This is a genomic window from Burkholderia sp. BCC1977 (assembly GCF_905339595.1).
GTDB lineage: Bacteria > Pseudomonadota > Gammaproteobacteria > Burkholderiales > Burkholderiaceae > Burkholderia.
Genome location: NZ_CAJPGQ010000011.1, coordinates 101,896 through 114,449 on the forward strand (window position 1 = coordinate 101,896; position 12,554 = coordinate 114,449).

Annotated in this window: 11 protein-coding genes; 7 read left to right on the forward strand and 4 right to left on the reverse strand. The window is 66.5% G+C overall.

Translation table 11 applies throughout. The annotated features are described in order from the left end of the window. Nucleotides 1-463: 463 nt before the first annotated feature. Entirely contained in the window at nucleotides 464-673 is a 210-nt protein-coding gene (locus tag U5771_RS12180; RefSeq protein WP_322024196.1) for a hypothetical protein, read from the forward strand. A 301-nt stretch (nucleotides 674-974) separates the two neighbouring features. Here the strand turns inward: U5771_RS12180 and U5771_RS12185 are convergent, their stop codons facing one another. Next, complete coding sequence (locus U5771_RS12185) at nucleotides 975-1,622, reverse strand: hypothetical protein (RefSeq protein ID WP_322024197.1); 648 nt, start codon at nucleotides 1,620-1,622, stop codon at nucleotides 975-977. Nucleotides 1,623-1,870: 248 nt separating this feature from the next. On the opposite strand from U5771_RS12185, the gene U5771_RS12190 reads away from it, so the two are divergent. The 5 genes from U5771_RS12190 to U5771_RS12210 all read left to right on the forward strand — a co-directional run bounded on the left by U5771_RS12190 (nucleotide 1,871) and on the right by U5771_RS12210 (nucleotide 8,158). After that, complete coding sequence (locus U5771_RS12190) at nucleotides 1,871-3,205, forward strand: FAD-binding oxidoreductase (RefSeq protein WP_322024198.1); 1,335 nt, start codon at nucleotides 1,871-1,873, stop codon at nucleotides 3,203-3,205. Between the two features lie 61 nt (nucleotides 3,206-3,266). After that, nucleotides 3,267-4,361, forward strand: a complete 1,095-nt coding sequence (locus tag U5771_RS12195; RefSeq protein WP_322024199.1) for a potassium channel family protein — start codon at nucleotides 3,267-3,269, stop codon at nucleotides 4,359-4,361. A gap of 143 nt (nucleotides 4,362-4,504) precedes the next feature. Continuing rightward, the gene (locus U5771_RS12200) at nucleotides 4,505-5,983 is read left to right on the forward strand and encodes a sensor domain-containing diguanylate cyclase (RefSeq protein WP_322024200.1); all 1,479 of its coding nucleotides are present in this window, start codon (nucleotides 4,505-4,507) and stop codon (nucleotides 5,981-5,983) included. Between the two features lie 311 nt (nucleotides 5,984-6,294). Further along, a complete protein-coding gene (locus U5771_RS12205; RefSeq protein WP_322024201.1) occupies nucleotides 6,295-7,722 on the forward strand; it encodes an MFS transporter in 1,428 nt (475 codons plus the stop codon). Between the two features lie 103 nt (nucleotides 7,723-7,825). After that, the gene (locus tag U5771_RS12210; RefSeq protein ID WP_322024202.1) at nucleotides 7,826-8,158 is read left to right on the forward strand and encodes a cupin domain-containing protein; all 333 of its coding nucleotides are present in this window, start codon (nucleotides 7,826-7,828) and stop codon (nucleotides 8,156-8,158) included. A 13-nt stretch (nucleotides 8,159-8,171) separates the two neighbouring features. On the opposite strand, the gene U5771_RS12215 is transcribed toward U5771_RS12210, so the two are convergent. From U5771_RS12215 to U5771_RS12225, 3 genes are all read right to left on the reverse strand, one after another. After that, on the reverse strand, nucleotides 8,172-9,149 hold the full coding sequence (locus U5771_RS12215) for a helix-turn-helix domain-containing GNAT family N-acetyltransferase (RefSeq protein WP_322024203.1): 978 nt from the start codon (nucleotides 9,147-9,149) through the stop codon (nucleotides 8,172-8,174). Nucleotides 9,150-9,287: 138 nt separating this feature from the next. Then, nucleotides 9,288-10,046, reverse strand: coding sequence for an SDR family oxidoreductase (locus U5771_RS12220; RefSeq protein ID WP_322024204.1), 759 nt, complete (start codon nucleotides 10,044-10,046; stop codon nucleotides 9,288-9,290). Nucleotides 10,047-10,161: 115 nt separating this feature from the next. Continuing rightward, nucleotides 10,162-11,106 (reverse strand): LysR family transcriptional regulator, encoded by a 945-nt coding sequence (locus U5771_RS12225; RefSeq protein ID WP_322024205.1) that lies wholly within the window; start codon nucleotides 11,104-11,106, stop codon nucleotides 10,162-10,164. A 183-nt stretch (nucleotides 11,107-11,289) separates the two neighbouring features. Here U5771_RS12225 and U5771_RS12230 point away from each other — a divergent pair, with 183 nt between their 5' ends. Further along, complete coding sequence (locus tag U5771_RS12230; RefSeq protein WP_322024206.1) at nucleotides 11,290-12,504, forward strand: FAD-dependent oxidoreductase; 1,215 nt, start codon at nucleotides 11,290-11,292, stop codon at nucleotides 12,502-12,504. Nucleotides 12,505-12,554: the final 50 nt, after the last annotated feature.

Below are 12,554 nucleotides of genomic sequence, written 5' to 3' on the forward strand. Positions count from 1 at the left end.
TCCAGGGGCGAGCCGACCGGCCACGCGCGGAAAAGATAACTTTACCGCAAAACGCGTGTCATTCCATGTCGCGAAAGGTGCGTTTATGTGAAAGGTGTGTCATGACGTTACGCTGGGTCCGGAAGCGTGCGCCGAGCGCAGCTGGCCCGTTCGCAACCTTCAGGCGCGGATCGCGAGATGCCGGGACACGATTCCTCGTCGCGCGGCACGTAATCGCACCGCACTCCCGACGAAATGCACCAGAGCAGGGCGTATCGGCGACCCGGACCGCGGCATCGTGCCACGCCGTCGGCGACAAATTTTTACACGGCGTCGCGTGTCGGGCCGGGTGGCCCGCATCTTATCCGCGGATGATTCGACCGTTTACTCTAATCAAACCGATGTGGATGCCCTGGTCGGGCGCGCGCATGAATGCGGCGGACCCTCATGCTACGATTCCCCGTCTCAAAATAGTGTTGAAGCGATGCAGAAGAAATTTGTGATGCGCGGGTACGAGATGAACTGCGAACCGCGCGTGACGGAGGACGGCAAGTACGCCGCCCAGGTCGAGGTCACGAAGACGGGTTTCAGCCGCGAGGCGGCATTCCGCACGCTGGGCGAATTCGATACCGAAGCCGAAGCCGTCGCCTACGCGAAAAAATTCTCCGAAGAGTGGTTGAGCCGCTACGCGTAGCGCGTCGTTCGCCCGTGCAGGACGGGCATCCTCATTCTCATTCTCATTCGAGGCGAAAAACACGACGTCCCGCATGCGCTGCGTGGATGGTGCGCCATCGCGTCATCGCATCTTCGCGCCTTCGACATTGCGTCGGCGGGCCCCGATTTTTCATGTCCTGAGAAGTGCGAACCGATAGATCGCGCGAGTGGGTGCTGCCGGCACGGAATCCGTCAAGGAAAACAGATGCGTGCCGCTGCTTCGAGCCGCGACGAAACTGTCCGTCGCGACCATCGATCGATTGCGGCCGAACGCAATCGACCTACGCCGGGAGGTACGCGAACGGGTCGCCGTCCTCCCGCTCGACGGACAGCAGCCGCTTGAGTTGATCGAGCGCGAACAACGGCTTTCCTTCTGCCGCCGCTTCGGCGATCGCGGCATCGACGAGCTTCCTCGCCCGCGCGAGGATCACGGATCGCTGACGCGCGATCTCCAGCACCATGCGTTGTTCGAGGTTCTGCCGGCTCGATTGCTTGTCGCTCAGGTGGCGCCAGCGATCGCGAAGCTCGGCCCACGTGACGCGCTGAAATTCCGGAATCGCGCGCGGGCGCGTGCCTGCTTCAGCCGGCTCGGGTTGCGCGCGCAAGGTGCGGCGCAGCGCTTCGCGGGCGCGCCACTCATCTGAAAACGGCGCATAGACGTCGCGCGTGCGGCCGATCGGGTTCGCGCGCTCGATTTCCTTCTCGAGCAGGTAGCCGAGCCGTCGAAGCGCGGAGCCATGCGCGAGCATGGCCGGATCGAGCACGCGGATGCGGCGCGATGCATCCGCGACGTGCGCCTTCAGTTCCCACAGCGTCAGGCGAAGGTGCTGCACTTCGAGTATCAGGCGCTGGACGTCTGCGTAGGTACACGTCGTCCACCATTCGGTGAGGTCGTTCAGCTTCGGCGGATCGAATGGGGGGAGGATCATTTCAACTGCAGAAATACTGTATGGATATACAGTTTATCGCGCGGTAACATAGCGCCGTCAAGGCGAAAAAATGGGGACGGCCGATCGGCAAGAACGACCGGCGGCGGAGGGCCGCGGCCGGCGGAACGGCGCGTTCATCGCCTTCCCTCACGTTCGCCGTCCCGATCCGGAACCTGACAGCCTGATCCCGCGCCCGCCATCGCGAACGTCGATGGATGCGCCGAATGGTTCGACGCCAACCGAGCACAATGACAACCACCTATCCGCTGCATGACGCATTGACGCACGCCGACACGGCGTTCCCGGCCGAAGCCGACATCGTGATCGCCGGCGCCGGCATCATGGGCTGCGCGGCCGCGTACTACCTCGGCCTGCGCGGCCTGAAGGCCGTCGTGCTGGACAAGTCGCGCATCGCCGGCCAGCAATCGACGCGCGCGTGGGGCTTCGTGCGGCAGCAGGGCCGCGAGTCCGCCGAAGTGCCGCTGATGATGGCCGGCATGCGGATCTGGGAAGGGCTCGAGCAGGCACTGGGCTTCGACCTCGAATGGCGGCAGGGCGGCTGCCTCTATCTGGCGGACAACGAAGACGACTGGGCGTCGTTCCAGGCGTGGCTCGCCGTTGCGCGCGAACACGGGCTCGACACGCGCACGCTGACGCGCGCGGAAATCGACGCACGCGTGACCGGCCTGTCCACGCAGGCGCGCACGCTCGGCGGGCTGTATACGGCGACCGACGGGCAGGCCGAACCGCGCCGCGTGGCCGCCGCGTTCGCGGCGCGCGCGACCGAAGCCGGCGCGCGTTTCTTCGAAGGCTGCGGCGTGACGGCGCTCGAGACGGCCGGCGGCGCGGTCGTCGGCGTCGTGACCGAGCGCGGCACGATCCGCACGCGGCGCGCGATCTGCGCGGCCGGCGCGACCAGCTTCCGGCTGCTCGACGGCGTCGGCATCCGGCTGCCGCAGCAGGCCGTGCGCGGCACCTGCATGCGCACCAACGTGCTGCCCGACGTGTCCGCGTCGACGATCTGGGGGCACGGCCTCGGCATTCGGCAACGCAGGAACGGCACGATCAATCTCGCCGACGACATGCAGGCCGACGTCGACCTGACGCTCGGCCATCTGCGCGGCCTGAGCCTGTTCTGGCCTGAGTTCTGGTCGCAGCGCGAGAAATTCCGGCTGCATCTGAACGCGGCCGCGTGGCGCGATGCCTGCGCGCGCATCCGCGGCGGAGCCGGGCCGATCGAGCCGCGCGATCCGCAGCCGCAGCCGAATCGCGCGCATGCGCCGCGCGCGCTCGCGAAGCTGAAGGCGATCTTCCCCGCGCTGAAGGACGCGCAGATCGTCGAGGCCTGGGCCGGCCTGATCGACGTGCTGCCCGACGGGATTCCGGTGATCGACGCGCCCGGCACGCCGTCCGGGCTCGCGATCGCGACCGGCTTCTGCGGGCACGGCTTCGCGATGGGGCCGATCGTCGGGCGGCTGCTGGCCGAATGGGTCGATACGGGCGAGCCGTCGCTCGACCTGTCGGCGTTTCGCGCACGGCGTTTCGCCGACGGGACGATGGTCCGGCCGCGCAGCATGCTCTAGCGGACGGGCCCGCGTGTTCCCGTCGTAGAATCGAGCCCGCATCCTTCAGGAGAATCCCCCGTTGGCAACACCCTCCGACAAGCGCCGCTCGTTGCGCTCACGCCTGCGTCGTGCCCGCGATCCGTGGCAGGCGCCGCGTACGCGCACGCTGTTCACGCGTCCCGCGACGTCGCCGCGGCGCACGCTGCTGTTCCGTCTCGGCGCGGTCGTGGTGCTGTGCGTGCTCGCGTTTCTCGTGCTGTATCTCGATCGCGACGGCCTGCGCGATTCGACCAAGAGCACGCCGATGAACGTCGCCGATCTCGTCTATTTCACGATGGTCACGGTCGCGACGGTCGGCTACGGCGACATCGTGCCCGTCACCGCACGCGCGCGCCTGATCGATGCGTTCTTCATCGTGCCGATCCGCATCGGCATCTGGTTCATCTTCCTGGGCACGGCGTATCAGTTCGTGATCCAGCGCGTCATCGAGGAATTCCGCATGAAACGCCTGCAGAAGCAACTGTCCGATCACATCGTCGTGTGCGGCTACGGCCTGTCGGGGTCGATCGCCGTGCGCGAACTGCTCGAAAGCGGCGTCGATCCGGCGACGATCATCGTGATCGATGCGCAGCAGCAGGCACTCGAGGCCGCGACGTCGCTCGGCGTGGCGGGGCTGCTCGGCGATCCCGCGCACGAGGATCTGCTGCAGCAGGCGCAGGTGCGCGCGGCGAAGGCCGTGATCATCTCGGTGACCGACGACCCGACCGCGATCCTGCTGACGCTGTCGGTGCGCAGCATCGCGCCCGAGACGAAGATCGTCGTGCGGATCCAGGAGAACCTGTATCAGCGGCAACTGCGGCAGGCGGGCGCGGACGTGATCGTGTCGTCGACGAAGATCGGCGCGCTGTTGCTCGCCGATGCGGTGCATAGCCGCTACATCGTGCCGTTCGTGAACGACATGCTGTCGACACGCGGGCGGGCGACGCTGCTGGAGCGCGAGGCATTGCCGCACGAGATCGGCTGCATGACGAACGTCGTGCCGGGCGCGATCGTCGTCGGGCTCGATCGCTGCGGGAAGATCCAGTCGTTCTACGAGGACCCGCCGTGCCGGATCGAGGCGGGCGATACGCTGGTCGTGATTCAGTCGGCGAGGATTCCGGACCCGGATGCTTGACGGACGGCTGCGACACCACCCGGCATCGCACGTCCATGCCGCGCCGCGCCCGGGGAAGCCCCGCTTGATATGCCCCCGCACGTTATTTAGTATGAGGTAATCGCAGCGTGCGCCTGCGCACAGCTTGTTCACCGAGGAGACACATGCAATCGAGGTCGGCGGCTCCCCATACCATCGTCGTGATCGGTATCGTGATTGCTTGCGCGCTCATGGGTCTGTGCGTGCTGCAGTTGTTCCAGAGCCGCAACGATGCGCTCGAGCGGGCGAGGGACTCCTCCCGCAATCTCGGACTGATCGCCGAGCGCGACATCGAACGCAATTTCGAACTCTATGACCTGTCGCTGCAGGCAGTGATCGCGGGGCTTCAACGTCACGACCTGATGACCGCGCCCGCGAGCTTGCGGCGCGCCGTGCTGTTCGATAACGCGATGACGGCGCAATTTCTCGGCTCGATGCTGGTGCTCGATGCCGGCGGCGACATCATCCTCGATTCGGCTGGCGACGAGCCGCGCCACGGCAATTTTGCCGATCGCAAGTACTTTACCGTCCACCGCGACAATCCGGATGCGGGGCTCTATGTCAGCGGCCCGTTCCGGTCGCGCCTGCGCGGCGGCGCGCTCAGCATCGCGCTCACGCGGCGCATCTCGAACCCGGACGGCTCGTTTGCCGGCGTCGTGGTCATCGCGGTCAACCTCGAGTATTTCCATCAACTGTTTGCCGGCCTGTCACTGGGGCAGCATGGTTCGATCTCGCTGATCGCCAGCGACGGCGTCATGGTGATGCGCCAGCCGTACGACGTCCGCACCATCGGTCGCGACATCAGCCACGCCGCGACCTTTCGGCGCTTCCAGACCGCGCAGGAGGGCGTGTTTTCGGAAACCTCGTCGCTCGACGGGGTGCGCCGTCTCTACTACTTCAGGCATCTGCCGAAGCTGCCGCTGATCATCATGGTCGCGGAAGCGGAGCAGGATATCTATGCGGCGTGGCGGCACCGGGCCGTGACGATCGGCGCGCTGGTGGCGACGTTCGGCGTTGCGTTCATCGCGGTGTCGATCATGCTCGGCACGCAACTCCGGCGCCGGATGCGCGCCGAGTCGGAACTCGTGCTGCTCGCCCGCACCGACGGTCTCACCGGCCTGAACAATCGCCGCAGCTTCGCGGAAGTGCTGGATCGCGAATGGCGGCGCGCGCGGCGCGCGCGATCGGTGTTCTCGTTGCTGTTCGTCGATGTCGACCGCTTCAAGGCCTACAACGATACCTACGGCCACCAGGCGGGCGACGACGCGCTGGCGGCCGTTGCGCGCTGTATCGGCGACAACATCCGCCGGCCGCTCGATACCGCGGCCCGCTACGGTGGAGAGGAATTCATCGTGCTGCTCCCCGATACGCCGCAGACGGGAGCGGCCCAAATCGCCGAGCAAATTCGCGCGGCGATCGCTCAACTGGCGCTCGAGCACGCCGGCAGCGAATATGGGCACGTCACCGCCAGTATCGGCCTCGTGAGCTGGATACCGGAGGACGAAGAAGAGGCCGGCATCGTGATCAAGGCTGCCGACGAGGCGCTGTACTACGCGAAGGCGACCGGCCGGAACAAGGTCGCCGCGTTTCAGCCGCCGGCATGACGCGGGGCGCGACACGCAGGCGTGTGGTCTCGCTCGAATCGCCACGAGTCCATCGCGGTCGCAGATTGCATCTGCGTGTGTCCACCACGCGCACGCGGCCGGGCAACTTTATGACGTACACCGAATAATTTATCGCTTTATATCGGTTGGGAATCGCGGACCGCGAGAACAGAATCGTCGCTTCCGGAACCCGAACGCATGTGTGCCGACGCTCCAGCTCCACTTTTCAAGTGATGGCGATCTAGCATGCACGTGTCGGGCTCCTGTCTCCATGTGGACATCGCCGGCCATCCGGCGAACAAGGGAATGCGATGAGTTCGATCGATCTGAACGCTGTCACGCCGGTTTCCGCGCCCATCCGCTCCGCGAGCGATGTGGCGCGCCTGATCAATACGACCGACAGTTCCGTCAGCCATGCGCGGATGATCGTGCTGCTCGCGCTCGGCGGCGTGTTTCTCGATGCGTACGACCTGACGACGCTGTCGTACGGCATCGACGACGTCGCGCGCGAATTCGGCCTGACCCCCGCGCTGACGGGGCTGGTCGGCTCGGCGATCATGATCGGCACGATCTTCGGCAGCCTGATCGGCGGATGGCTGACCGACCGGATCGGCCGCTACCAGGTGTTCATGGCCGACATGCTGTTCTTCGTGGTCGCGGCGATCGCGGCCGGGCTCGCGCCGAACGTCTGGGTGCTGATCGCCGCGCGCTTCGTGATGGGGCTCGGGGTCGGCATCGACCTGCCGGTCGCGATGGCGTTTCTCGCGGAATTCTCGCGGTTCAACGGCCGCGGCAACAAGGCGTCGCGGCTCGCCGCGTGGTGCCCGATGTGGTACGTGGCGTCGTCGGTGTGCTTCCTGCTGATCTTCGGCATGTATTTCCTGCTGCCGGCCGAGCATGCGGGCTGGCTGTGGCGCGCGTCGCTGATCTTCGGCGCGGTGCCCGCGCTCGTCATCATCCTGGTCCGCAACCGCTTCATGAACGAATCGCCGTTGTGGGCCGCGAACCAGGGCGACCTGGCCAATGCCGCGCGCATTCTTCGCGAGTCGTACGGCATTCACGCCCATGAAGCGGAAGACGCGCCGCGCGCGCCGAGCCAGCCGCCCGTGCGGATTCGCGTGCTGTTCCAGCGCCCGTATCTCGGCCGCACGATCGTCGCCAGCGTGATGAACCTGTGCATTCCGTTCGAATACACGGCGATCGCGTTCTTCCTGCCGTCGATCCTGTCGCAGTTTCTCGGCGCGGGCGTGTTCGAGACGATCGCCGCGTCGCTCGCGCTGAACGTGCTGTTCGCGTTGACCGGCGGCTTGCTGGGCATGCGCCTCGCATATCGCTATCCGTCGCGTCATGTCGCGATCGCGGGTTTCGCGCTGCAGTTCGTCGCACTCGTCGCGCTGGCGCTGGCGGGGCATCCGCACGGCGCACTCGCGATCGGCCTCGTGCTGCTGATGCTCGGCACCTGGCTGTTCGCCGAGGGCTTCGGGCCGGGCGCGCAGATGATGATCTATCCGACGCTGTCCTATCCGGCGGCGATCCGTGGCACGGGTGTCGGCTTCGGGCGTTCGCTGTGCGGGATCGGCCAGGCGCTTGCGCTGTTCGTGCTGCCGATCTTGCAGGCCCGTCTCGGCACGGACATGTTCTGGGTCGTCGCGGTCAGCGCGGCCACGCCGATCGTGTTTCTGCTGATCGTGCGTCATGAACCGACGGCGCGCGATATCGACGACGAGGCGGCCGCGTGAATGTCGGCTCTGCCGGGACCGCAAACAAGTTCGCCGCGATGTCGGCCTTCGCGCTACAGTGGGCGTCATCCGCCTTCCGCCGAAGGCCGCCCGAGGTCGAACCATGTCACTCCAGACCGGCAACCTGTTCAGTGTCGAACGAGCCCGCGGCGGCGACGAGCGGATCGATGTGCTCGTCGCGGGATCGCGCCTGAACGTCGAGCGGATCGTGTCGATGGGGCACACGAGTCCCGACGGGTTCTGGTATGACGATTCGCGCGCCGAATGGGTGGTGCTGCTGTCGGGGGCGGCGGTGCTCGAGTTCGAAGCGGACGCGACGCTGCACGACATGCGCCCCGGCGACTACGTGCTGATCGAACCGCATTGCCGGCATCGTGTCGCGTGGACGCACCCTGACGAGCAGTCGGTCTGGCTCGCGATCTATCACGAACGTTGAACCACGCGGAGGCCTATGTGCCTGGCCGGCGCCGGCTGAAGCGCTGCTCGACGACGTTGGTTCCCCATTGCGCGCCCTCCGATTCGCTGGTCAGCGTAAAGCCGAACGATTCGTACAAGTGACGCGCCGAATCCAGCCCCTTGAACGTCCACAGGTAGGTCTCGTCGAACTGCTGCTCGTCGACGAAATGCATGGCGCACGTCATCAGCTGCCGCCCGATACCGGCGCCGCGCAAACCATCGTCGACGATGAACCATCGCAAATGTGCGATTCCCGTGGCTTTGTTCCCGTCTATCGCGACAGAGGCGAGCGCGCGACCGTTGTCGGCATGGAGCCACAGCGCCTTGCCTTCGGACGGCAAGGTGCCGGCAAATTCCGCGAGTTCCGTCGCAACCTTTTTCTCGAAGAAAGCGCCGAACCCCCAGTGTTCCGAATAGAACCGCGCGTGAAGGCTTGCTATGTCGCCAATACAGCCGGGTTGGTAGCCGTCGACAATCCGCGAGGTGTCCACGTTCGGCGTGCGCGCGTCGGCGGCATTGTCCTGCGCGAGCGCATCGCTATACAGCGCCAGCGAACGGACGAGGGTTTGCTGGTCCGCCGGAACCATCCGGCGCAATGCATTCGACACCTGGCGTGTCGCGAACTGGTCGATCTTCCTGCGAAGTTTTTGCCCGTCGGCAGTCAGGTACAACTCCGTCGCACGCGCATCGTCGGATGAGATGCGGCGCGTCACGAAGCCGGCCGCTTCGAGCCGGGAAAGCTGCCTGCTCGTGTTTGATTTATCCAGACGCAGAATGCTGCCCAGATCCTTTGCGCTGATCCCGGGCGCCATGCCGATTTCGAGAACGGCGTGAACGGCAGACGGCGCCAGATCGCTGTCGGCCAAGGTCGCCCGCATGAAACCCAGTTCGCGAACCAGTTTGCGCGAGAAGTCGCGAAGCTCGAGGATCGTCGCTTCGCGCGTATTCGACGGAATATCGATGAGGTCCATGCCGAGCCCCGGATAGTTGCGTGTCGCAAGTAATATTAGTTGCGACGCGCAACTTGTCAAGGGCGATCGACGCCGGGCGGCCGGGCGACGCGATCGGCATCGCGGCCCGGCGCGGCGGAAACGGCCCGGCGCCGGGCGTTATCCCCGTCCCACGAACGGCATCGTGGTCGCCATGATCGTCATGTTCAGGATGTTCGTATCCAGCGGAAGATTCGCCATCTGAACGACCGCATTCGCGACATGCGTGACGTCCATGCGCGCCTCGGGCGCCATGCGTCCATCGGCCTGCAGCACGCCTTCCGTCATGCGATCCGTCAGCGACGTCGCCGCGTTGCCGATGTCGATCTGGCTGCAGGCGATGTGGTACGCGCGGCCGTCGAGCGCGAGCGACTTGGTGATGCCGGCCACCGCATGCTTGGTGGCCGTGTACGCGATCGTGTTCGGGCGCGGCGTATAGGCGGAGATCGAGCCGTTGTTGATGATCCGGCCACCCTGCGGCGTTTGCGCCTTCATCACGCGCCATGCCGCCCGCGCGCACAGGAAGACGCCCGTCAGGTTCGTCGCGACGACGTCGTTCCACACACCGAACTCGTATTCGTCGAGCGGCACGGCCGGCGCGTTGCGCCCGGCATTGTTGAAGAGGACGTCCAGCCGCCCGAACCGCTGCGCGATTTGCGTGAACGCGTGTTCGACCGACGCTTCGTCGGTGACGTCGGCCGGAAACGCGTGGGCGTCGCCGTGGACGGCGGCGATCGCCTCGTTCGTTTCACGCAGCGACGCTTCCTTGCGTCCGATCAGCGCGACGGTAAATCCGGCATTCGCGAGCGCGATTGCCGCGGCACGACCGATGCCGGATCCGGCGCCGGTGACGGCGGCGAACTTCTTCGAGACAGACATGGCTTGATTTCCTGCGGGTTGGGTGAAGAAAGCGGCGGCGGGCGCGCGATGGACTCGCCGTGCGCCGGTCGAAGCGACATCCTAACGCGCACGCCGGATTTCGCGACGCGAGCGACTATTTCTTCCGCGCCGGTGCGGCCTTCCGTTCGCGTGTCACGGCTTCCGCGAACAGGCCGACCACGACATCCCGCAACCACCGGTTGCCTTCGTCCTGATTCACGCGCGCATGCCACAGCATGTGGATCGGCGCGCCCGGCAGCGTGACCGGCAACGCGCGCCAGCCCAGCGAAAACGGCGCGGCGAGCTGCAGCGCAAGGTGTTCCGGCACGGTCGCGATCAGGTCGGTGCGCTGCAGGATATAGCCGACGCTCATGAAATGCGGCACCGTCAGCCGCACGCGGCGCTTCACGCGGCGCCGCTTCAGCCATTCGTCCACCTGCCCGTGACCGGTGCCGGCCGACACCACGACCAGATGCTCGGCTTCCCGCCACGCGTCGACCGTCAGCGGCGCGTCCTCGAGCGGATGCCCGCGCCGGAACAGGCATACGTACCGCTGATCGAACAGCCGGCGCTGATAGAACCCGCCCTGCAGTTGCGGCAACAGCCCGATCGCGAGGTCGACGCGGCCGTCGGCCATCTCGTCGGCGAGGTTGACGCTCGTGTTGCGCACGGTATTGAGCGCGATGCCCGGCGCCGCGCGCGACAGGTGCTCGAGCAGCGCGGGCAGGAACACGACTTCGCCGATATCGGTCATCCCGATCGTCATCGTGCGCGACGCGCGCGGCGGATCGAAACCGGTCTCGGGGTTGAGCGCCGCATGCAGCGTCGACAGCGCGTGCGCGACTGGTTCGGCCAGGCGCAGCGCGAACGGCGTCGGCACCACGCCGCCCGGGCCGCGCACGAACAGCGGATCGCCGAGCCGGCGGCGCAGCTTCGCGAGCGCGTTGCTGACACCCGGCTGGCTCATGTTCATCTGCTCGGCGACGGTCGACACGCGCCGCTCCTGCATCAGCCGCTGGAACAGCAACAGCAGGTTGAGGTCGATCTCGCTCAGTTCCATGGTTCGGCGTGTCCTCGTGTCATTCCGTTCAGTGATGAAGCAGATTCCCTGCATTTTATTGTGGGATGAGGGGGCGCTGCTGAAAATACCGGTACGGCGCAGGCAATCGACAGGCGCGCCGGGCAGGTGACGCGCGCCGCGGCCTCGACCACTCACTATCTGAATATCGGAGACACGTTCATCATGCAGACGAATCTGATGATCGCGATCGTCGGGGCCGGCATCGGCGGCCTGACGCTGGCGCTCGCATTGCGGGAACACGGCATCGACGCGCAGCTGTACGAGCAGACCGACGTGCTGCGCGAGGTGGGGGCAGCCGTCGCGCTGTCGGCCAACGCGACGCGCTTCTACGAACGCATGGGACTACGTCCGGCGTTCGACGCGGTATGCGCGGAGATTCCCGGCCTCGTCTATCGCGACGGGCGCAGTGGCGACGTGATCGGCCATCATCGCGGCGAGCCCGACTATCGCCGGCAGTTCGGCGGCTCGTACTGGGGCGTGCACCGCGCGGACCTGCAGGCGATCCTGTCGAAGGCGGTCGGTGTCGAGCACATTCATCTCGGCCATCGGCTCGTCGATCTCGCGCAGCATCCGGATCGCGTCACGCTGTCGTTCGACAACGGCGAACGTGTCGACGCCGATCTCGTGATCGGCGCGGACGGCGCGCGTTCGATCACGCGGCGCTGGATGCTCGGCTACGACGATGTGCTGTATTCGGGTTGCTCGGGCTTTCGCGGCGTGGTGCCGGCCGAGCGGATGGGCCTGTTGCCCGATCCCGAGACCATTCAGTTCTGGGTCGGGCCGCACGGTCATCTGCTGCACTATCCGATCGGCGACAACGGCGACCAGAACTTCCTGCTGGTCGAGCGTCATCCGTCGCCGTGGCCGTCGCGCGACTGGGTCATGCCGGCGCAAGAAGGCGAGCAGCTGCGCCTGTTCGGCGGCTGGCATCCGGCGGTGGTGCAGATGATCACCGCGGTGCCGATCAGCCAGCGCTGGGGGCTGTTCCACCGGCCGCCGCTCGGCCGCTGGAGCCGCGGGCGCGTGACGCTGATCGGCGACGCCGCGCATGCGCTGGTGCCGCATCACGGGCAGGGCGCGAATCAGTCGATCGAGGACGCGATGGTGCTGGCCGCGCAACTGGCGAAGGCCGGGCCCGGCAACTGGCGCGACGCGCAGGACGCATACGAGCGGCTGCGGCGCGGCCGCACGCGCAAGGTGCAGTACGCGTCGATCTCCGCGGCCGACGTGCTGCATCTGCCCGACGGGCCGGCGGCGCAGGCGCGCAATGCACGGCTCGGCGAGCGCGACAGCGTGCTGCATCACCTGGACTGGATTCACGATTTCGACGCGCTCGCCGATGAGCCGAACGAGCGGCAGGGCGGGACGTGGCTGTGAGCGGAAGGGCGCGGTGCGATCGGCGGTAGCGCGTCGAGCGACCGGTGCGG